This window comes from Paenibacillus sp. 1A_MP2 (assembly GCF_052244825.1).
Classification (GTDB): domain Bacteria; phylum Bacillota; class Bacilli; order Paenibacillales; family Paenibacillaceae; genus Paenibacillus; species Paenibacillus vandeheii.
Window position 1 is genome coordinate 5,597,437 of record NZ_JBQQCS010000001.1, and the last position, 22,041, is coordinate 5,619,477.

The window sequence follows — 22,041 nt, forward strand, 5'->3', positions numbered from 1 at the left end:
GGCGATGGTATGATTTGAAATAGCTCATTTATAAGAAATAGCTTTTTTCTTACCCCTACAACTTCAACTAACAAGGTTAATTCAATCCTCTTTCGCATTCACCCTTCATATCCTCTATGATATATATCAAGCACCCACATGCTGGGCCTACACATATACAAGCTGACATCATAGAACTCATATAAAGGAGAGGATTGCACGATGTTCACTCGTAATGACGACATTCGGAGCCAAATCTGGGAAGCGATCTCTGGGCTTAATGAAGAACAATTGAACCTTAGACCCACACCTGAACGCTGGAGTATGATGCAAGTGCTCCGTCACCTGAATCTGATGGAAAGTATAATTGTGAAGCAAGCTCGAGCGGCTCTAGAGAAGGAACAGACCGTTTCTGTGGACAAAAAACCATATGAGCTAACACTGGATCGCAGCCACTCTGTCAACGCTCCGGCTCATCTCCAGCCTCCTGCGGAACCGGAAGCTCTGGCGAATGTTCGCCACGACCTGGAAGCCTCGCATCAGGCGCTGATGCACGTTGCACAGGATCATGAGGCTGAACTGCTGCGGAGCAAGTCCTTTCCTCACCCGGTTTTCGGTGAGATGGATCTGGCTCAATGGGTCTATTTTGCAAGCTATCATGAAGAGCGTCATCTGGCACAGATTCAGGATATTAAGCAAAGGCTTGGCGTGTCCCACACCTAAATTCCATGTAAGCAAAAATAACCTCCAATCCACGCGCTGTGGATCTGGAGGTTTCATTTACTTTGAAATAGGCTTATATTTTTTTGCCCAAGATCGCCAAATCCCGGTTGATGCCATCCAGCACAGCCACTTCGGGGTAATACCCCCACTGTTCAAAGCCATGCTTGCGCAATAACCCCAGACTCGGTTCATTATGTCCAAAGACAAAGCCCAGAATCGTCTTGATTCCAAGCGCAGGACAAGCGTCAAAAATCGTGTTCAGCAAGCGTCCTCCTGCCCAATTCCCCGACACTGCTGATCTACATATACGCTGACTTCCACCGTCCCATTGTAAGCAGGGCGTCCGTAAAATGAACTCAGGCTGGCCCAGGCCACAACCTGTCCGTTATGCCTCATCACCCAGAGTGGACGATGATCCGAAGAATGCTCCTCAAACCATGGAACTCGCTGCTCTACAGTCACTGGCTCCAAATCCGCCGTCACCATCCGGCTCTCAATCGTGGAATTATAGATCTCCACAATCCTTGGCAAGTCCTCACGACGCGCATACTCAATCTGCACACTATCCAGTTCCATGTCTACTCCTCCATCATCCTGATCAATTCTATCTCATGACGGTATTATAACGGAGGAAGGAAGCTGGCGTCATCCCCAAAACATCCGGTCAGCCCCGCAATTACTCAGACAATCCCTGGAAGGTCTTTCCCGGGTTAACTGCTGGCTCTGATCCGCCCAACGAATGTTAATGGAATGGGAAGTAAACAGATCCGGTCCGTCCGATACCTGGAAGTGCAGGTGAGCTTCGCTGGAGTTCCCCGAGTTGCCCAGCTCTCCGATGAGGTCTCCCTGCTTGACTTTATCCCCTTTTTGGACCGCTACACTGCCTTCCTTGATATGACCGGTGATGCTATATTCTCCATTTCCATGGTCAATGACCACATTGTTACCTGCCGGTTCTTCCGGGTTCATAACGCCTGGCGTATTGTCTGGAATATCGTTCTTGATGTCAACTACGGTTCCGTCCGCAGCCGCATAGAGCGGTTCACCAAAAGCGTAATAACTTGCATTCACCTGCGCATCCCCGTTATAGCTGAAACCTTCTTTGGTTCGCACGATATCAAGCGCGTAGCGCTGTGTTTCATGCTCATAATGATAGTTAGACATCACATCATTGCCTCCCCAGAAGACATACCATTCCCCCTTCATAGGGAACTGAAATTCGGTTTTGGTAAACTTTCCATCCGTGTCCTTATGGGTTACCAGCGGCTGGATCAACAGCCCCTCAATCTGATTGGCTTCGCTAAAATAGGCTTGAATCCCTTTTGTTCCGGTTTGATCCTTCCAGGAAAGCTCAGTCAACTTGTTCATTTTGAGATGGACCACTTGATTCAGTGAGGTTACCCCCTCCAGAAATTGATCAGCAGATGTTTTGAATTGTTCAAGGGTTATCGCTTGCTTCAATTCCGGACTCATCTGACTGTAAATGGCATCCTTGGAACCATTCATTAACGTATCGATGAAATTGTCGGGTGTAATGATTGCGCTCACCTCTGTACCTGAATTCTCTTCCTGATCGGTAGTCTCACTGGCTTCATTGGTATTTGTCGTCTGTTCCTTGGACTGCTGCTCCGCCTGCTCGGATGTAATCGAGTTACTGTTACCGCATGCAGACAACATCACGAAGGCGCCAAGGGTAATGGCAATCAGCCTCCAGCTCTTTTTGCTCTGTAATTTCTCATGTGCAGCATATGTGGATTCCAGCTGACTTCTTCCGTAATTCGAGCGCTGCTCCTGTACCTTAGTTCTCTCATGCAGCCTGTTCATTCTCCACCTCATTCTCAACATCCCTTCTGGTGATCGTTATACTTTCCAGTTAAGTGTACAGAATGAATCTTATCCTTCGTCTAACCCATCCTTACATGTAGCTAAACTGTGGCGTCCTCTATGGCATCATAATTAAGATTCCGTTAAGATAGCTCTCACACTACATTGCCCTTCTGGATGGTATGATTAGCAATAAACAATAGGAAGTCCTGGGAGGTCATTTCACATCATGGATCACGTCTCCATACTGCTAGTTGATGATGAACAAACCATTTTACATATGCTCAAAACCGTTCTGCTTAAAGAGCGATTTGTAGACATTGATACCGTCGCGACTGGCGAAGAAGCGATTACCGCCTGCCAAAATAAAACCTATCATTGCATCGTGCTGGATATCATGCTGCCTGGCAAAAGCGGACTCGAAATCTGTCCATTTCTGCGGCAAGTGACCGATGCACCGATTCTTTTTCTCACTGCCAAAACAACGGATTATGACAAGTTAACCGGATTCGCCGTTGGCGGCGATGATTATGTCGTTAAACCATTTAATCCACTGGAAGTTGTAGCTCGGATCAAATCGCTGCTGAAACGGTATTTGCCTACCAAACTGGCGACCTCTACTACTGCAGCTCCACCCTCTTCTGACGTAAATACATCATCTCCTGCCGTACAGGATGGGATATATGATTTTGGTCGCTTTCAAGTATTTGAACAAGCCGGTGAACTTCAGGTTGAAGGACAGGCCGTAACTTGTCCGGCACTTGTCTATCAGCTGCTGCTCTTTTTCTGCAAACATCCCAATCGTATTTTCACCAAATCGGAATTGTATGAGCGCGTCTGGGGCTCGGAAGCCATCAGCGACGACAATACCGTTATGGTTCATATTCACCGGATCCGTGAGCGGATTGAAGCCGATCCCTCTAACCCTGCGTTTCTCGTCAATGTCCGGGGTCTGGGATACAAACTCATTCAGCCTAACCCTGTGTCACGCCCATGAGCATTCGTCGCAGGTTAATGACGCGGTTTATCGGTATGCTTGCTGGTGCAGTCGTTATTATCATCCTGTTGGGTTCCGCAGCCACCCATTGGGTCATTCACAAGATGAATGAAGTAAGCCTGGTGGATGACTTCGCTACCAGCGGTCTTGACCAGTTGATCAATACCGCAGAGATCATGCCCGATGGGACGGTCCGCTATGATCCCAAGCTGCTGAAGCAGGTCGAGAAAAATCACGGGTGGCTGCAGGTTCTGGATGAGAAAGGTCATGTCATTGATGATTTCAATACACCGGGCGACGTTCCAACGCAATATAAGCCCGGAGAGTTGATCGCATACTGGGGGGCCGAAAGGCGTTCCCCTATCAGATCGCCATGTTGATTCGGGAGAAAAACGGTGAGGATTTCACCTTGTTGTATGGCGAACGCAATCTGTCCAAATCCTTGCTTGATCAAGCCCGTGAGGATAGTCATTACGCCAATGGAGAGCTTGTGCTTCAATCCAAACAAGAGGAAGCCATTCGTTCCAAAGGTGCCTATCTGCAAATTTTGGACGCCTACGGACAGGAGCTGGTCTCTTACAACAAACCAGCCATGGGTGTCCCCAGTAAATACAGCATTCAGGAACTGGTTCTGCGTATTCGTTATCCCAATCGATATGGCATGTCGACCGCAACCTTTTACGATGAACAGAATGGCACAACCTGGATGCTCAACATACCGATCGATACCACTGCTTCAGGGGGTGAAAATCCCTATAACTTCATTTTGGCCCCAGCTCTCGTCGTGCTGCTCCTATCCGTTGTCATTTTGCTCATCCTCCTGGCCCTTTGGTACGCCAATCGTTTCGGTTCCCCCATGCTGCATATGCTCCAATGGCTCCAGCGGCTGGAGCAGGGACATTATGAGGAACCCAAAGGCATCGGTGGCACCCCTCGCAGCCAGCGACGAAATGGCAAATGGAAACGGAAATACCACGTGTATGCTGAAGTGCTTCGCTCCATGCAGGCATTATCCACCACACTGAAACAAGATGAAGAGCTGCGTAAACAGACCGAGTCTCTGCGTGAGGAATGGATCGCCGGAATAACGCATGACCTCAAGACGCCTCTGTCCTCCATCCAGGGATACGCCCATATGCTTGAAGCACAGAAGTACAGCTGGTCCCCGGAAGAAGTGCGAGAATTCGCGGGTATTATGCTGGACAAATCCATGTATATGGACCGACTTGTGAATGACCTTGCCATGACGTACCGATTGCGCAGCGGTGGATACCAGCCACCTGTGGACGAAACTGACGTGAATACGTTACTGCATGATCTCGTCCAGCGTGCAGAACGCAATCCGGTCTATGGCAAAGGGAGAATTTTGTTCCGGCCTGCCAAAGCTCCGGTCTATGGCCATGTGCATATTCCATCTTTTGAGCGCATTGTGGATAATCTGACCGCTAACGCCCTTCTCCATAATCCAGCGGAGTCCACCCTGACCGTTAGTGTACATCCGGGTGAACAGACAGGCGAATTCAGTGTTCATTTTGCCGATGATGGGCAAGGAATGGACTCGGAAACGGTCTGGAGGCTGTTCGAACGATACTATCGCGGCACTGATACTGGCACATCCGATGTCGGATCAGGGCTTGGTATGGCGGTTACGAAAGGGTTAATCGAAGCGATGAAGGGCCGTATCGAGGTTCAATCAACTTCTGGAGTGGGTACTGTCATTCGGTTAATATGGGATGGACAATCAGAACAGGGGTAAAAAACATTCCGCTTGACCTTTTCATTTCAAGTCTATATAATCGACACTCAATAACACCTGTTCCAATATATTGATATAGACTTCAATGATTTTAAGATCAATTCAATCGATATCGATTCTGCATATTTGGCGATGACCAGAGACAAGATTCCGTTTGCGTGCTGCCCAGAGAGAGAAGGGATTGGTGAAACCTTCTTCAGCGAACGGACCGGAATTACCCCTCTGCAGCCGTGACCTCGAACCTCAGTTTTGCGGACTTTTTCATGAGTTCCGGACAAAGCTGTCAGTAGAGTTCACCGCCTGATCCCCGATAACGGATTCCAATGAGGGTTATGTTGTTCTTGCTTGCGGCGGCTGGTCGTGTTCAGGAGCATTCATAACCAAATTAGGGTGGAACCACGAGCTGAGCGCACTCGTCCCTTTTCCGGGACGGGTGTTTTTTGCGCTTCAAATTTGAATATTGGAGAGTGGTTCACATGAGTAATCCGAATAAAAACAGCCAATCCAGCAATCCATCGAATGATCAACAGCAACCTCAACATCCGATTGAAATTCGCCTGCAAGGCGGAGCTGTACGTTCTTACGAAGCCGGTATCACTGTAGGAGAGGTCGCCTCATCCATCAGCACAAGTCTGGGCAAACAAGCCATCGGCGGTATTGTAGATGGTAAGAATGTCGATCTCGATTGGGTGCTTGAGCAAGATTGCGAACTCGTCATCGTTACACTGGACAGTGAGGAAGGTCTGTATCGTTATCGACACAGCACAGCTCATGTACTCGCACAGGCTCTCAAACGCATTTACGGTGCGGAACAAGTGAAGCTGGGCATCGGGCCTGTCATTGAGGATGGATTTTATTACGATGTCGATCTGGAGCATGCTTTATCTATCAGTGATCTGGCTGGCATCGAGCGGGAAATGAACAAAATCATTCAGGAAAACGAAAAGATCAGCCGCCGAGTGGTTAATCGTGAGGAAGCGCTCCGCATCTTTGGAGAGATTCAGGACCCGTATAAGCTCGAACTCATTCAGGATTTGCCAGAGGACGCCGAGCTTTCGATTTATGACCAAGGAGAGTTTTTCGATCTCTGCCGCGGCCCTCATCTTCCGTCCACTGGTCGAATCAAAGCATTCAAGCTGCTGAATGTGGCTGGTGCGTACTGGCGGGGCAACTCGGATAATAAAATGCTGCAACGCATCTACGGCACTGCTTTCCCGAGCAAAGCCCAATTGGATGAACATCTGCACATGCTGGAAGAAGCGAAGAAACGGGATCACCGCAAACTGGGCAAAGAGCTTGGACTATTCATGTTCTCTGAAGAAGCACCCGGCATGCCCTTCTATCTGCCCAAAGGTATGACTGTCCGCACAGAACTGGAGCAATTCTCCCGTGAGTTGCAGCTACAGGAAGGTTATCAGGAAGTGCGTACTCCACTTATGATGAACAATCGTCTGTGGGAGCAATCGGGTCACTGGGAGCATTACAAGGACAACATGTATTTCTCCGAGGTGGATGATGACACTTTTGCACTGAAACCGATGAACTGTCCGGGACATATGCTGATTTTCAAAAATACACTTCATTCCTATCGTGAGCTGCCGATTCGCATGATGGAGTTCGGTCAGGTTCATCGCCATGAATTCTCAGGCGCTCTGAACGGCATGATGCGTGTTCGGACTTTCTGTCAGGATGATGCGCATCTCTATGTAATGCCAGAGCAGATTGAAGATGAGATCAACCAGGCGATTTCATTGATCGGACGCATGTACGATATCTTTGGATTCGAGTACAAGATTGAACTGTCCACTCGCCCGGACGATTCCATGGGATCAGAGGAGCTGTGGGATCAAGCAGAAAGAGCATTGCAAAATGTACTTGATCGGCGCGGTGTGAAATACCGCATTAACGAGGGTGACGGGGCCTTTTACGGTCCGAAAATTGACTTCCACATTCTCGATGCTCTGAAGCGCAGCTGGCAATGCGGAACTATCCAGCTTGATTTTCAAATGCCCGAGAAGTTCGATCTCACTTATATTGGCGAGGATAGCCTGAAGCACCGTCCTGTCGTGATCCACCGTGCCATCTATGGTTCCATCGATCGCTTCATCGGCATCCTGACTGAACATTACGCCGGTGCGTTTCCACTTTGGCTCGCGCCCGTGCAAGTGAAGCTGCTGCCTGTGTCGGATCATTACGCCGACTACGCGCTTCAAGTTCAGAGCCAGCTGCGGGCTGCCGGCATTCGGGTAGAAACAGATCTACGCAGTGAGAAACTCGGCTACAAAATCCGTGAAGCTCAGATGGAAAAAGTGCCTTACTCTCTCGTACTCGGGGAAAATGAGAAAAATGCCTCATCCGCCTCTGTTCGTGCATACGGTCAAGGCGATCAAGGCATTCAGCAAATTGAAGCATTTATTGAGATGATTCAGCAGGCTGTGAAGGCAAAAGCCTGAGCGGCTCAAACAGGAATTGACTGAAACATAACGTTAGAGGCAGACCGTTAATATGGATAACGGCTGCCTCTAATTCTCTCTCCACAAGGAAGTCGCCACTTCTGCTTCGAATGATCAGCATTTACAATTTTTCTTCAGGTCTGAGTCCGACTTGCTCTTCGCTCCATGTCCAGAAGCGCTCAGCTGCGGCGGCATCCAGAGCATGGGCTTTCAATTCCTGGTCCTTTTGTTGATAGAAATAACGTCCGGTTATTCCGGCAACTTCAGGACTTGTGGCAAGATAAATCGCCGTCTGCGCCCCTTCTTCAGGAGAGAGGAAAAACGGTAACTTGCCTACGATAGCCATAATGCGTGTGCCAAAACCGGTATTACGATCTACACCAATACTTGTACCAACCGCACCGGGATGAAGACAGTTCACCGTGATGCGGGTATCCGCCAATTTGCGGGCCAGAACACGGGTGAATAACACGTTAGCGAGCTTGGATTGCGCATAACTTTTGATTGGATTATAGCCTTTATGCAGATGGGGATCTTCGAAATGAATTTTGCCAGCTTTGTACGCACCAGACGAAACATTCACAATCCGCCCCTGCTCCGCAGCCTTCAACGGCTCAATCAGGAGTAAGGTAAGCAAAAAATGTCCAAGATGGTTAATGCCAATGCCTTGCTCAAAACCGTTCGAGGTCTCCTGGCGCTTCAACATGACGACACCCGCATTATTAACGAGAACGTCAAGTGTATCATAACGCTCCCGAAATGATTGGACAAAGTGACGGATGCTTTCCAGTGACCCCAGGTCACACAGCATCAGTTCAATCCCAGTAGAGCCGGACTGACGTAGTGCCTCCTCCAGAGCCTGCTGTCCGCGCTTCTCGCTGCGGCAAGCCATAATTACGTGATACCCTTGCCTTGCAAGTTCAATAGTAGTTGCCAAACCCATGCCTGAATTAGCTCCCGTTACAATCGCTGTCTTTGTGGACATCAGGTATTTCCCTTCTGAACCGAAGTTCTTCGTATTTTGGGACCATTGTCTTCTAGTTTCTAAAGCACTCCTGACGTCAATATGAGATAATCGAAAGATCACATATTGGTCTTATAGGGAGGATACGCATGCTAACCAAAGAAGACTTCAAGAAACTGAAAAAAGAAGCGAAACATGACATTGCACTAATCGAACAGGAGGTCCAACATCTCCAGCAAAAGCCAGACTCAACACTGCATGAAAAGGATAAACTGTGGGACGATGAAGAGATTGGTGAGCTTATCCGAAAACGGCAAGAGCGCAAATATAGTTCATGGACGATTGAATTATGCATGATTATTGAAAACCTGCTGAATCAACTATACCAGCAAACGCATCAAAAAAAATTTAATTCGATCCAGCTAATGAAAACTCCCGCATACCGTTCTTTATCCAATATCGAGATCCTTCAGGCTGAATTGAAAAATCAACACATTTCCCTGAAATCGGGAATGGAGAACATTGAAGAAGAAATCACCACCGTGTTTCAACTCCGAAATAAACTTATTCACTCCAACTTTTCTTATGCTTCCATCGTCAGAGAGAATCACGATGCGAAACAAGAGTTTGAATCCATCCTGGATACGGTGAAGCAATATAGAAAATACTTGAAATATAATCAGCCAGAGAATTGACCCGTTCATGATAAATGATAAATACACAATGATCCTACTCTATAAAGGAGGTGGACCGGATTCAATCCGGGAACCAGTATGAAAAATCCATCCACGGATATAACGACTCTACATCTTCACATTGTCACACCTGCGGGTAAAAACCCGATCTACCCTGTCATGCTGCGCGATGAAGATGGTATTACACTTGTGGATACAGGCATGATTGGCCAATTCGATGAACTTCAGTCCGCACTGGAACATGAAGGCGTTCAATTGTCCGATATCAAGCGCATTATTTTAACACATTCCGATATAGACCACATTGGTAATCTTGGTGCCCTGGTGAATGCTATTCCAGAAGTGGAAATCTGGGCGCATAGTGATGAAATTCCGTATATCACGGGCAAAGAGCCCATGATCAAGTTTACACCGGAACGCAAAGCGTTGCTGCCTGAACCTGTAGCGGAGCTGGCAGAACAATTGATCTCCCAACGGACTGAGTTCAAAATATCCAAAGTGCTTGAGGACGGTGACATGCTATCTTTACAGGGGGCATCCAGGTCATTCATACACCGGGGCACACCCCAGGACATATCTGCCTGTACTTCCGGGAGCAGCAATTCCTGCTCGCTGCCGATGAATTACGTGTGATCGATGATGAATTGGTGGGGCCTTCTCCACCCGCAACACAGGACATGCCTGAAGCACTGCGCAGTTTGAAAAGGCTGCTTGGCCTGAAGCTGGAGAAAGTGCTTTGTTACCATGGTGGAGAGTACACCACTGAACCCAGTCAGCGCATTGCTGAACTTGCGGAAAGCGCGGACTAATCGGAACCTTCAACCTAAGGCTATGTTTACGTCAATAATGAAGCGAAGGGGCTGTCCCATATGTCATGAATATGGCGGGACAGCCCCTTTTCATTGTACATTACATGTTACAGGTTTGGCGTAATAACGATCAATTGGTCATCTCCATCACGTGGAGAACCCCGGCCATCCCTGTTGTTCGTCAGCACATATAACTTTCCGTCTTCCCCGCAGTTACATTGCGAATACGTCCCCACTTGCCTTCAAAAATCGGTCCCACCTGTGTTACTTTTGTGCCATCCTCTGACAGTGTGATCTTGAGAAGCTGTTCCCCCGTAGATTGGCAGCAAGCAGTGATCCAGCCCACGGGCCTTCCTCTATATACGCTACACCTGATGGAGCCCACGTCTCATCTCCACTATGTGCAAGCGGAGCCTGATAAGCACCATTGTTGTCATCATCCCCTTCCACTTCAGGCCAGCCATAATTCTCACCGGCTTCAATGCGGTTAATTTCATCAAAATTACGCTGCCCATGCTCCGTGGCGTATAGATAGCCATTATTCGGGTTCCAGGCCAGCCCCTGGGCATTCCGATGCCCCATGCTATATACAGGCGAATTAGGCCACGGGTTATCTTCTGGGATCGATCCGTCGAGACCAATCCGCAATATTTTTCCACCCAAGCTATCTTCGTTCTGAGCCAGCTCCGGTTCATACCGTTCACCTGTCGTAATATAGAGCAGATGGTCAGGGCCAATCTTGATCCGGCCCCCATTATGATTCATACCGCCTGGAATGTCACCGAGCAACTCCTTGTCTATAGTCGCTTTGCCGCCACTTACCTTCAAGCGCAATACACGATTTGTAATGTCATCGCCTTCAAGATAGGAATGATATGCATACAGATAGCCATTATCATCAAAATCTGGATCAGCAGCAAGGCCCAGCAACCCACCTTCACCCTCTTCATGAAATGGAGCCGTAAATTCAATCAAGGGTTCGGAAGCCAGCTCCCCGCTCTCGATGACCCGAACGGTGCCCGGTCGCTCCGTTACAAACATCCGTCCATCAGGCACGCTTACCAACTCCCAGGGTACATTGAGTCGGTCGACCAACACGGAAGCCTCGTAAGGAATAACGGCATTTTCCTCCGTTTCTTCTTCACCGCCACTCGCACCGTCATTGCCTTCGCTCGCTGTCGCCTGCTCCTGACCTGTACCTTGACCCTGAGACGTCTGCTGTGATCCTGTCGTCGGGTCACCGGAAGCACAGGCGGTTAATAAGGCGATACTGAGTAACGAAGCATACAATGGAACGTTTAGTCGATTATTCATGATTACAACTCCCTTCTAATATCGTTGTTATATCGTGTAATCCTAGTTTCAAGGACCGTCCATTTCCAACGTAAGTAAACGAGTAAATAAATCTAAGTAAGCAAATTAGCAAATCTACGCGGTTTCGCCCTGTATTACCCTCCCCACCTGCCCCTCAAACGGGTAGTTAAAGCTAATTTTCGGTCATCATTCCTGCCTCCATTTGGATTTCCTCGATATTCTTCTATAATAGAAAGAAGATATATAAATTGAACTAAACATTTACACGAGAACGGAGAGGACAGAAATAACCTGAGGAAGCGCAGCTAAAAGCTTTCTGAAAGAAAGCTGCATCGGAAGCATACGCTTCGCCTTTATCCCCGGATTTTACCCTTTGACAAAGACAATCCAAAAATCTGGGGATAACAGCGATCGGAAGGTTGTTCTGTCATCGGAATGGTAAGTGTAAATATTCTTTAGTTCATTTAGAACGAACTGAAAGGTGGACGTATACACTCATGAATCAAACTCCTTTATCCCGGCTGGAAGCTGGTTTGTCTACGCAAGGATTGGACGCTATGCTGATCACGGATCCAAAACATATTTACTATTTAACCGGTTTTGCGAGCAATCCGCATGAACGTTTCCTCGGGCTTGTTCTCGCACGCGGCGAAGATCCGCTGTTGATCGTGCCCGCACTCGACGAGGAGGCCGCAGCAGCCGCTTCTTCGGTATCCAACATTGCCACGCATTCAGACACGGACAATCCTTACGCTTTGTTTGAGCGTTATCAGGGACGTCTGGGCCGCGTGGGACTCGAAAAAGAATACGTGACGGTCGCACGTTACGAACAGTTAACCGCCGCGCTGGGTGCTGCCAGCTTTGAAGATGTCGGCCCTCTGCTTCGCACCTTGCGTGTGAAAAAAACACCGGATGAAGTAGCACGTATTCGCCACGCCATTCATCTGATCGAAGAGACGCTTCGCCAGGGACTGTCCACGTTCGTACAGGCGTAACCGAAATTGAACTGGTTGCCGAAATGGAATACCAGATGAAGAAGCTGGGTGCAGACGGTCCTTCCTTTGATACCATGGTTCTTACTGGACCCAAAACAGGTCTGCCGCACGGCACACCGGGGGATCGCAAGCTCCAACACGGGGATCTGTTGATGTTTGATATGGGTGTCTACACTGGCGGGTATGCATCAGATATTACGCGCACATTTGCCTTTGGTGACATTTCACCTGAACTCCAAACCATCTATAATACCGTGCTCGCAGCAAATGAAGCTGCCATTCGTGCTGTGAAGCCAGGCGTCACCTGTGCGGATATTGACCGTGCGGCGCGTCAGGTTACGGAAGAAGCCGGATATGGCGAGCGCTTCCTGCACAGAGTCGGACATGGAATGGGTATTGACGTGCATGAGTATCCTTCGCTGCATGGTCAGAACATGGACATTCTGGAGGAAGGTACGGTATTTACGATCGAACCGGGCATTTATACCACAGCAGGCGGTGTGCGTATTGAGGATGATGTACTGGTGACGGAAAATGGCGTCGAAGTGCTGACAACCTATCCAAAAGAGCTGCAAATTCTGACGGACTAATCCTTATCGGGATCATATCACTTTCGTTTTCATTTTAAAGAAAATAGGTACTGTAACCAAAAGTCCCGCAAAACCATGAATGCATGGCTTTGCGGGACTTTTGTGTTTCGATTCAGCATTCTGCGGACGAACTTAACGACGAGTCTAAGCTCCATCCTTGAATTTAAAGCTTCGTGCAGCATATAGAAACGGCGTTCCTACCGCGGTCAATACAAATTTGATCACGTACGTCGTCAGGAAAATCTCAAGCCAGACATCCCATGAATAGATGAATGCAAAAGCGATCGTGCAGAACACCAGCGTATCCACAAACGAACTGATAATGGAGCTTCCGTTGGTGCGTATCCACAACTGATTGCGCCCTGGTGCCACCTTACGCAGCCAAGTGTACAGTCGTACATCCAGAAACTGACTGATGAAATAGGCTGACAGACTTCCGAGTGCAAGACGTGGCAGCATACCAAACAGAGTTTTCATCGACTCCTGTGCAAAGTCCGTAGACGCCGGCTCAAAGAACAATACCATCTGCATCAGCACTGTCGTCATGATCAATGTGAAGAACCCGAACCATACGGCTTTACGCGCCTCACCTGGTCCATACTTCTCATTGAGCAGATCACTGGTCAGATACATACTGACATACATCGTATTGCCCAGCGTTAGAACGATACCCATAATATCTATCGTTTTGGTCACCTGTATGTTGGCAATGACTGTTGCCACACCGATCCAGGCATAAAGACCCTTTTTACCGAACAAGCGGTAACACAGCAGGAAAAATCCATAAGTAACGAGAACGAATACCGCTCCCCACCCTAAGTTAAACATAAATACATACACTGCCTTCCTAGTTTTGATTACGCGGGATGGTTACGAACCGCGGTTTGGCTCCGGGCCAAAACATGAATACTCTATCACATTTCCCAACAGTTGAACAGCACTAAATAACTCCAGCATACTCTCGAATGTAAAAAACCGCCCTCCGGGTTAACCCGGAGGACGGCTGATCAGACTTGGGTACTTATACATCCACCTGCCAGAGGTGAAAAGTAAATCTGGATCAATTACACCTGAACGGCGGAATCCAGATCACGGCTTTGATCATTAAATGTATCCTGATCGTTTTCTTTCAAAATTTTGCTGGATACGAGACCTGCGGTCATCGAATCATTCACGTTCAGCGCCGTACGACCCATGTCGATGAGCGGCTCAACCGAGATCAGCAATCCTGCCAAAGCTACCGGCAGGTTCATCGTGGACAACACGATCAGGGAAGCGAAGGTTGCCCCGCCGCCTACACCGGCTACGCCGAAGGAACTGATTACGACTACCAGGATCAGCGTAATGATGAAATCCCAGCTCATCGGGTCGATCCCGACCGTAGGAGCAATCATGACCGCCAGCATGGCCGGATAGATCCCGGCGCAGCCGTTTTGACCGATAGTAGCCCCGAAGCTTGCCGACAGGTTCGCAATCCCGTCCGATACGCCCAGTCTCTTCGTTTGTGTCTCCACGTTAAGCGGAATCGCAGCCGCACTTGAACGGGATGTGAAGGCAAAGATCAGCGTTGGCAGAACCTTTTTCACATACGTAATTGGATTGAAGCCGAACAGTGAGATAATAATCAGGTGGATGATGAACATCACGATCAACGCCACGTAGGAAGCAATGACGAATTTGATCAGCTTCAGTATCTCATCCGGGTTCGTTGTGGCGGTTACCTTCGTAATCAGCGCCAGAATCCCGTACGGCGTCAGCCTGAGCACCAGCGTTACGATTCGCATAACCACCGCATATACCGCATTGACCATGCCGCGGAACGTTTCCGCCTGCTCTGGTTTTTTGCGATCCAGTCCGAGTACGGCCACACCGATAAAGGCTGAGAAAATAACAACAGCCAGTGTGGATGTACGACGTTCTCCAGTCATATCCGCGAACGGATTCGATGGAATGAACTCCAGTACTTGCTGCGGAATCGTCTGATCCTTCACATCAACGAGACGTTCCTCCATCTTCTGCCCCTGAGCCAGCTCTCTGTCTCCACCCTCAATCTCAATGGACTTCAGGTTGAAGCTCAAGCTCGTCACAATACTCACGCTTGCGGCAATCGCCGTCGTGATGAGCAGGATGGCGATAATCGAAAGGCTCATTTTACCGAGATTCTGCTTGCCTTTCAGATTCATGATAGCCGAAATGATGGAAACCATAATTAATGGAATCACGACCATTTGTAACAAACGAACATATCCTGAACCGGCCAAATTAAACCAATCGACCGACTTGGTAATGATGTCAGAATCAGACGTGTAGAGCAGTTGCAGAATGACGCCGTAGACGACCCCGATGCCCAGACCCGCAAATACACGCTTCGTAAAGGAAATATGTTTCTTCTGCATCCAGAACAGGACACCTAGAAGAGCGAGCATAACCACTACGTTCAAAATGATTAAAAAGGTATTCATTTGTATAAATCCTCCTCAGTGTGAGTAACCGGATTCCCGGTTTTCTACTCGCTCAAAAGCGATATTCAACAATATATCACATAACAAACTATTCTGGTAGGTATTAATTGATATTATGTAATATGTATGTAATCAATTCATCTATTTCTGAAAAAAAACCACTAAATCGCGAAAATTGTTGTATTCAACCTCAGGTTAATTTTGTAATATAGGTATATCCGCTTATTCCCAAGTTTTCTCAACGTGAAAATTAGGCCTTTTTTCGTTGGTAATTAGTCTTACGATAACGGAAAAGCGACAATGTTAATGAACATGACGTGAAAGGATGATTATATGTTTCGAAATCGCACCGTTGCTGGTAAAATCAGAGGCACGTTGTTCCTCGTACTGCTGGTTGCTTCCCTGTTGTTCAGTATTAGTTTCTATGCTGTCTCTATGAATATTATGCAAAGCTACGTGCTTCCACAGTTCGACAAGGTCCTGAACACGTCGATTCAGGATATATACAAGAACACATCGGCTTCTAAAATTTTACAGGTTCAAAGTGGCGGCGCAGGTTCCGATGGTGCAGCACTGACCGTTGAATCCTACTTGGCTGATAAAGCAAAAGAGCATAGTCTGGACGCGGCCTACGTCGTGGCTATACAGGATGGCAAAGCTACCGTTGTGATCGCGAATACCTCCTCAGGCATGAAAGCCGGAGATGAGATTAAAGCAGAAGCAGCAATGAATGCAGCCATTGAGAAAAAGAAATGGAAATCAGCAACGTTTATGTCGATTCCTTCGGTGTACATAAAGGGGCCTTTATTCCGATCGCAGGAAGTAACATGATCATGGGCGTTAGTATGGATGCCCAGTTCATTCAGGACAAAATTGCCCAGATCTTCTGGTTATGCCTCGGAATTACCGCCCTGGTCTTCCTGCTTGGCTGGCTTATCTCCACAAGCATGATCAAGCGAGTAACCAAACCGATCATTCAACTTGTTCAGCATAGCAAGCAGATATCAGAAGGTGATCTGACTGCCGAACTCCAGATTAAAGGCAAGGATGAAATTGCACAGCTTGCTCTAAGCTTCCAGACAATGACCCATAATTTGAAAGAAATGATCAGCCGCGCACTCACGACCTCCAATGAAGTTGTGGAAGGCTCCAATGATTTGCTCAAACGGGTAGAATCCATGTCCGGTATGGTGAAAGACTCCAGCCGTTCTGCGGAAAGCGCCGAAAAAGGCAGCGTAAGCATCGCTTCCAGCGCAGCCGAAAATGCAAGAGCCATGGAAGAAATCACGCAAGGCATTATGCATATTGCCTCTTCCTCTGCCGAAGTATCCGAGCAGATCGGAGATGCTGCAAATGAAGCTGTTAACGGTAATCGACTGGCACAGGATGCCGTTCAGCAAATGGAGCGTGTTGGCCAGACCGCGAGTGAATCACTGCGTTATGTAGAAACGATGAACGAGCGCTCGATCGCCATAGGCACCATTGTTCAATCCATTTTTGAGATCACCAGACAGATTAACATGCTGTCCCTCAACGCTTCCATTGAAGCAGCACGTGCAGGGGAGCATGGACGCGGATTCGCCGTCGTTGCCGGAGAAGTACGTAAGCTGGCGGAACAATCCAAGACAGCTACAGAGGAAATTTCTGATTACCTGGGTACCATCCGTGAAGACGCCGAACGTTCGGTTGATGCCATGAACCGTGTAACCCAAGAGATTGGATCAGGTACTCACGTGGTTCAACAAGCAGGCTCCGCGTTCCAGCAGCTAAACGAATTAATTCAGAACGTCAATCTGACGATTCAGACGGTATCGGCCTCTACCCAGCAAGTATCTGCTGGAGCTGAAGAAGTCAGTGCTTCCGTGGAAGAAACCGCTCAGATTACGTCCAAGTCCCGTCAAAGCATGCAGCAGATTGCTTCTACAGCGGATCTCCAACTGAATGAGATGGATTCCCATTCGAACACCGTACGTCATTTGCATGAGCAAGCCGTAGAACTGCAGTCCGCCATGAAAAACTTCAAAATAAACTAGCCGGAATACCTTTAACCCATTATTCCCCTATTCGAATCACACTTTACTACAGGCTATACAAATACCCCCATGCTCAGCAGCGTTCAGGTTTCAGAGAACGATTGCCACACATGGGGGTATTTTTTTGACTATAATAGTTGCTCCAATGCAGATGCTTAACTACAATGGGTAACTCTTCGCCAAGTAATTAAACTTGGGCTACGTTTGTTAAGACTCTTACACGGGTGCCTGAACACCCATAATCTCGTACACCCGTTGCATATCCAGTGAAGACCGTAACGACTCGGCAACACGGTCAAACTCCATTTCCTTGCGTTCACGTGCGCTGTACGTCTCCAGCAGCGGAGCAAGTCCTTTGCCTTCGCGAAGACCATTAAGCCACGAACGCCGGAATTGATCACTTTCAAATAAACCATGCAGGTACGTTCCCCACACCTTACCATCCACAGTACCCCAGCCTTCATTGAAGGGTTGGCCCCCTGAATGGGCGATTTCGAACAAGGCCGTTACACGTTCAGGCTCAAGACACTCGGTAACGCCCATATGAATCTCGTATCCATTGATGGGCAATGAGCTTGCTGCTTCGCTCTCCTTGGGCAAACGAATTGGATGAAAACCATGTACATGCCCCGAGGCTCTTACCGTTTGTTTGTTCTGTAGAAATCTTGTCGTCAGGGGCAGCCATCCCAAACCATTGGCTTCCTGAATCTGATTCGCTTCCACAGCAAACGGATCTTTGAGATGCTGACCGAGCATTTGATATCCACCACATATCCCGATAAGCTGAACATGTTCACGCTCCGTCTGGCTGGCTATCGCTTGCTCCAGTCCTGACGCACGCAGAAATGCCAGATCTCCAATCGTATCCTTTGTACCCGGAAGCAGAATGGCATCGGGGTGCCCCAAATCATCGGGAGAAGTCACGTATCGCACATTCACATCCGGTTCCCTGGAAAGGGCATCAAAGTCTGTAAAGTTGGAAATACGCGGATAACGAATGACCACAAGGTCCAGCTCCTGCTTACCGGAATTGCCGTGTCGCATGGAGTCAAGCACCACGGAATCTTCCGCTTCAATCTGAATATCACTTATGTAAGGCAACACGCCCAATACGGGAATGCCTGTCCGTTCCTCAAGCCAGTCCAATCCAGGCTGCAGCAAGGACAGATCTCCGCGAAACTTATTGATGATGAATCCTTTTACACGCTGAGCCTCATGCGGCTCAAGCAGCTCCAGTGTACCTACAATGGAAGCAAAGACCCCGCCACGATCAATATCCGAGATCAGAATGACCGGAGCATCCGCCCAGCCCGCCAGATTCATGTTAACGATATCCCGATCCTTCAGATTAATCTCCGCAGGACTGCCCGCGCCTTCCATCAGCACGATATCGTACGTCGCGCGTAGCCGATTCAGCGCATCCATGACCGTCTCCTTGGCTTCAGGAAGAAAATGCTGCCGATAATCCCAAGCACTCATCTGCGCAAGAGGTACACCGTGTACGACAATCTGGGAATGCATATCCCGAACCGGCTTGATCAGGATCGGATTCATGTCTGTCGTCGCTTCAATCCCGCACGCTTCAGCCTGCGCCCCCTGGGCTCTTCCGATTTCCTTGCCGTCTTCCGTGACGTAGGAATTCAGCGCCATGTTCTGTGATTTGAACGGGGCTGGCCTGAATCCGTCCTGCTTGAATATTCGGCATAGCGCCGTCGTAATTACGCTTTTCCCCACATCCGATGCCGTCCCTTGCAGCATTAATACTGCCGCCGTTTGTTCGGACGTTTGTACAGACGTATCTTCCACGTTCCCTCACCTCAGCTCTCAGCGTTATATCAAAAAGAATCCCTGTAACAGACTAAGTACCGTTAGCAGTGCGGCTTCCAGCAACTCATTCATAGCCCCATACGTGTCCCCTGTAAGTCCGCCCAGCCGTTCACTGATACGTCCGGCAACGAATTTGCCAATCACATAGCCAGCCAGTGGCACCGCAATGATCGCTGCAACGGGGTATAGCCACCATGGTAATGTCCCCAATCCATTCTCTGTCCCAAGCACCTGGAACATGGCTGTATCCGGCTGGAAGATCCATACCGCTGCCAACGTGATCACACCTGCCAGAATGGTAAGTCCTACCGCAGAGCTGCGTGCACGCTGGACTTCCCTCCGCTCTCCCAGCCCCTTGAACAGGACAGCAAGCCCATCGTCCTTCCGGGCATTCGGCCAGGCCGCCATGGCATACACCATGAACCAGCGGCTCCAGATCAGCGGCAGGATGAGCAAAGCTCCATAGGCCCAATTCCCACGCGCAATAAAATCAGCAATCAAAGCTACTTTCATCATTAACAGAAGCACACAGGCGATCACGCCCATGGCCCCTACACGACTGTCTTTCATAATTTCCAGCATTCGTTCACGGGTGCGATAACTGAGCAGACCATCTGCCGTATCCATCCACCCATCCAGATGAAGACCTCCGGTTAGCCATACCCATAGCGTCAAAGTTAATACCGCCGCCGGAAAAGATGGAAGCAGCGCACCTGTCAGGGCTCCGCCTAACCAGACGCACAATCCAATGACCGCGCCAACCAGCGGGTAATACACTACACTCTCCCGCAATAATGGCGGGACGAAATCAATCTGCAATTTCACCGGGAATCGGGACAGAAATTGAAAAGCGGCCGCGGCCGCATGTTTTTGTTCCAAATCGCCTTTACTCATAAACGGTACTCCTTGCTTTTCAGCTCAATCGGAATGCCCACAGTCACCAGAAACACTTCACGGCAAATCGCGGCAATCCGTTGATTGAGAATGCCCGCCAAATCCCGATATCTTCTGCCCAGCGCATACTCTGGTACAATGCCATCGCCCACTTCGTTGGTAACAAGCACGAGCAGACCAGGATACAACTGAATGGCAGCTACCAGCTCGTCCATATGATCGTACAATACCTGCACAGGCTCATGTTCATGCGCTAACAGCACATTGGTCAACCAAAGTGTCAGACAATCCACCAGAATGGTCGGTGCAGAGTTTCCCGTGTGAAACTCTCCCATTCGTGTAATTAATTCAGGCAAATCCAGCGGTTCCTCCACCGTATGCCACAGATATCCTGCTTCATCCCGCTGATTCTGATGCAGACGTATACGCTCGCGCATTTCGTCATCATAAGCCTGAGCCGTAGCCACATACCAGGCCTCGGAGGAACGCTGCATACAGAGACGCTCTGCAAACGAGCTTTTGCCACTCCGAGCCCCGCCCGTCACGAGTACACTCATGGGGATTCCTCTCCTGGAACGGATGAATCAGCAGAAGCGGATGAAGCGTCATTAGGTTGAGTCTCCGTCGTGCCATCCGACACACCAGCACTCGCAAATGTCGCCATCTCGCTGAGAATACGGCATGAGGCATCAATCAGATGAAGACTGAGCACGCCTCCGGTGCCTTCACCCAGACGCATGTCCAGGTCCAGCATCGGTTTCAGGCCAAGCTCACGCAATAATGCTGCATGTCCACTTTCATGCGATGTGTGGGAAGCAATCATGTATTCTGTACTGACCGGAGCAAGCTGCCTTGCAATCAACGCCGCAGCGGTGGAGATAAATCCATCTACGACAACGGGGCATCCGTTTGCAGCGGCAGCTAGAATCACGCCTGTCAGTCCGGCAATCTCCAGTCCGCCCACTTTGCACAGCACATCGAGTGCATCGTCTGCATTCGGAGCATTCACGCTAAGAGCCTGGCTGACCACTGCGGCTTTGCGCTGCAAACCGGCATCATCCACGCCTGTTCCCCGACCCACTGCTGAAGCAGGAGCTGTCCCGTTATTGCACACATCACTGCCGCACTAGCGGTTGTATTGCCGATGCCCATCTCTCCGGTGACAAACAACTGCGTCCCCTTAGCCACCTCGTTCGCGACGACTTCGGCCCCTGCAAGAATGGCCTGAATCGCTTCATCCCGGGTCATTGCAGCACCTTTTGCCATGTTGGCTGTGCCTTTGCGGACCTTGCGGGAAATCAGGTTCGGATGTTCCAGATCGGCATTCACCCCAATATCCACACAGATTACATCAGCTCCAGCGTGGCGAGCTAGGACATTGACAGCCGCTCCCCCCGCCAGGAAATTCAGGACCATCTGTGGAGTCACCTCAGCAGGAAAAGCACTAATCCCTTCTTCAACCACCCCATGATCCGCAGCCATAACGATAACAGCTCTGCGATCAAAGCAAGGACGAGCCTTGCCCGTGATTCCCGCCAGACGAATAACCAGCTGTTCCAGCTTGCCCAGACTGCCGGGTGGTTTCGTCAATGCATCCACATGTGCGGAGGCTTCCGCCGCCACTTCTTCATTAGGACCCACGATCCGACCTAGTAACTGTTCCAACACCTGTTCATTATTCATACAGCCAGCACTTCCTTTATTAAAAATACGGGGTCACCCCCGC

The 22,041-nt window shown here is 49.1% G+C and carries 18 protein-coding genes and 3 pseudogenes; 11 read left to right on the forward strand and 10 right to left on the reverse strand.

Annotated elements, in window-relative coordinates; all coding sequences use genetic code 11:
• Positions 1-201: 201 nt before the first annotated feature.
• Positions 202-702: a DinB family protein gene (locus tag ACTWJ7_RS27535; protein ID WP_079350769.1), complete on the forward strand. Its 501-nt coding sequence runs from the start codon at positions 202-204 to the stop codon at positions 700-702.
• A 73-nt stretch (positions 703-775) separates the two neighbouring features.
• Here ACTWJ7_RS27535 and ACTWJ7_RS27540 read toward each other — a convergent pair.
• Positions 776-1,278 (reverse strand): annotated as a pseudogene (locus tag ACTWJ7_RS27540) (GNAT family N-acetyltransferase).
• Between the two features lie 69 nt (positions 1,279-1,347).
• The gene (locus tag ACTWJ7_RS27545) at positions 1,348-2,526 is read right to left on the reverse strand and encodes a M23 family metallopeptidase (RefSeq protein ID WP_443146046.1); all 1,179 of its coding nucleotides are present in this window, start codon (positions 2,524-2,526) and stop codon (positions 1,348-1,350) included.
• A gap of 229 nt (positions 2,527-2,755) precedes the next feature.
• On the opposite strand from ACTWJ7_RS27545, the gene ACTWJ7_RS27550 reads away from it, so the two are divergent.
• From ACTWJ7_RS27550 to thrS, 4 genes are all read left to right on the forward strand, one after another.
• Positions 2,756-3,523 (forward strand): response regulator transcription factor, encoded by a 768-nt coding sequence (locus ACTWJ7_RS27550; RefSeq protein ID WP_079350772.1) that lies wholly within the window; start codon positions 2,756-2,758, stop codon positions 3,521-3,523.
• Complete coding sequence (locus tag ACTWJ7_RS27555) at positions 3,520-3,903, forward strand: hypothetical protein (RefSeq protein WP_443146047.1); 384 nt, start codon at positions 3,520-3,522, stop codon at positions 3,901-3,903. Before ACTWJ7_RS27550 ends, ACTWJ7_RS27555 begins: the two co-directional genes overlap by 4 nt.
• A 29-nt stretch (positions 3,904-3,932) precedes the next feature.
• On the forward strand, positions 3,933-5,279 hold the full coding sequence (locus ACTWJ7_RS27560) for a sensor histidine kinase (protein WP_443146048.1): 1,347 nt from the start codon (positions 3,933-3,935) through the stop codon (positions 5,277-5,279).
• 476 nt (positions 5,280-5,755) lie between these two features.
• The gene (thrS, locus tag ACTWJ7_RS27565; protein WP_301879585.1) at positions 5,756-7,732 is read left to right on the forward strand and encodes a threonine--tRNA ligase; all 1,977 of its coding nucleotides are present in this window, start codon (positions 5,756-5,758) and stop codon (positions 7,730-7,732) included.
• A 121-nt stretch (positions 7,733-7,853) separates the two neighbouring features.
• Here thrS and ACTWJ7_RS27570 read toward each other — a convergent pair whose 3' ends face one another.
• A complete protein-coding gene (locus ACTWJ7_RS27570) occupies positions 7,854-8,717 on the reverse strand; it encodes an SDR family oxidoreductase (protein ID WP_301879586.1) in 864 nt (287 codons plus the stop codon).
• Positions 8,718-8,845: 128 nt separating this feature from the next.
• On the opposite strand from ACTWJ7_RS27570, the gene ACTWJ7_RS27575 reads away from it, so the two are divergent.
• The 3 genes from ACTWJ7_RS27575 to ACTWJ7_RS27585 all read left to right on the forward strand — a co-directional run bounded on the left by ACTWJ7_RS27575 (position 8,846) and on the right by ACTWJ7_RS27585 (position 10,200).
• Positions 8,846-9,391 (forward strand): hypothetical protein, encoded by a 546-nt coding sequence (locus ACTWJ7_RS27575; RefSeq protein ID WP_079350775.1) that lies wholly within the window; start codon positions 8,846-8,848, stop codon positions 9,389-9,391.
• Between the two features lie 78 nt (positions 9,392-9,469).
• Positions 9,470-10,024, forward strand: coding sequence for an MBL fold metallo-hydrolase (locus ACTWJ7_RS27580; RefSeq protein ID WP_443146049.1), 555 nt, complete (start codon positions 9,470-9,472; stop codon positions 10,022-10,024).
• Entirely contained in the window at positions 9,973-10,200 is a 228-nt protein-coding gene (locus ACTWJ7_RS27585; protein WP_443146428.1) for a hypothetical protein, read from the forward strand. Before ACTWJ7_RS27580 ends, ACTWJ7_RS27585 begins: the two co-directional genes overlap by 52 nt.
• 264 nt (positions 10,201-10,464) lie before the next feature.
• Here the strand turns inward: ACTWJ7_RS27585 and ACTWJ7_RS27590 are convergent, their stop codons facing one another.
• The gene (locus ACTWJ7_RS27590) at positions 10,465-11,514 is read right to left on the reverse strand and encodes a PQQ-dependent sugar dehydrogenase (RefSeq protein ID WP_443146050.1); all 1,050 of its coding nucleotides are present in this window, start codon (positions 11,512-11,514) and stop codon (positions 10,465-10,467) included.
• A gap of 497 nt (positions 11,515-12,011) precedes the next feature.
• Here ACTWJ7_RS27590 and ACTWJ7_RS27595 point away from each other — a divergent pair.
• Positions 12,012-13,099: pseudogene (locus ACTWJ7_RS27595) on the forward strand (M24 family metallopeptidase).
• 144 nt (positions 13,100-13,243) lie between these two features.
• On the opposite strand, the gene ACTWJ7_RS27600 reads toward ACTWJ7_RS27595, so the two are convergent.
• Together ACTWJ7_RS27600 and ACTWJ7_RS27605 are read right to left on the reverse strand one after the other, a co-directional pair.
• Complete coding sequence (locus tag ACTWJ7_RS27600) at positions 13,244-13,927, reverse strand: queuosine precursor transporter (protein WP_301879590.1); 684 nt, start codon at positions 13,925-13,927, stop codon at positions 13,244-13,246.
• Positions 13,928-14,163: 236 nt separating this feature from the next.
• Entirely contained in the window at positions 14,164-15,561 is a 1,398-nt protein-coding gene (locus tag ACTWJ7_RS27605; RefSeq protein WP_301879591.1) for an L-cystine transporter, read from the reverse strand.
• Between the two features lie 333 nt (positions 15,562-15,894).
• Between ACTWJ7_RS27605 and ACTWJ7_RS27610 the strand changes: the two genes are divergently transcribed.
• Both ACTWJ7_RS27610 and ACTWJ7_RS27615 read left to right on the forward strand, forming a co-directional pair.
• The gene (locus tag ACTWJ7_RS27610) at positions 15,895-16,392 is read left to right on the forward strand and encodes a hypothetical protein (RefSeq protein WP_443146051.1); all 498 of its coding nucleotides are present in this window, start codon (positions 15,895-15,897) and stop codon (positions 16,390-16,392) included.
• A gap of 2 nt (positions 16,393-16,394) precedes the next feature.
• Entirely contained in the window at positions 16,395-17,594 is a 1,200-nt protein-coding gene (locus tag ACTWJ7_RS27615) for a methyl-accepting chemotaxis protein (RefSeq protein WP_443146052.1), read from the forward strand.
• A 216-nt stretch (positions 17,595-17,810) separates the two neighbouring features.
• Here ACTWJ7_RS27615 and ACTWJ7_RS27620 read toward each other — a convergent pair whose 3' ends face one another.
• The 4 genes and pseudogenes from ACTWJ7_RS27620 to cobT all read right to left on the reverse strand — a co-directional run bounded on the left by ACTWJ7_RS27620 (position 17,811) and on the right by cobT (position 21,998).
• Positions 17,811-19,352: a cobyric acid synthase gene (locus tag ACTWJ7_RS27620; protein WP_301879788.1), complete on the reverse strand. Its 1,542-nt coding sequence runs from the start codon at positions 19,350-19,352 to the stop codon at positions 17,811-17,813.
• A gap of 72 nt (positions 19,353-19,424) precedes the next feature.
• On the reverse strand, positions 19,425-20,315 hold the full coding sequence (gene cobS, locus ACTWJ7_RS27625; protein WP_301879592.1) for an adenosylcobinamide-GDP ribazoletransferase: 891 nt from the start codon (positions 20,313-20,315) through the stop codon (positions 19,425-19,427).
• Positions 20,312-20,872, reverse strand: a complete 561-nt coding sequence (gene cobU, locus ACTWJ7_RS27630) for a bifunctional adenosylcobinamide kinase/adenosylcobinamide-phosphate guanylyltransferase (protein WP_301879593.1) — start codon at positions 20,870-20,872, stop codon at positions 20,312-20,314. Before cobU ends, cobS begins: the two co-directional genes overlap by 4 nt.
• A pseudogene (gene cobT / locus ACTWJ7_RS27635) lies at positions 20,869-21,998 on the reverse strand (nicotinate-nucleotide--dimethylbenzimidazole phosphoribosyltransferase). The gene cobU and the pseudogene cobT overlap by 4 nt, the downstream one beginning before the upstream one ends.
• Between the last annotated feature and the right edge of the window lie 43 nt (positions 21,999-22,041).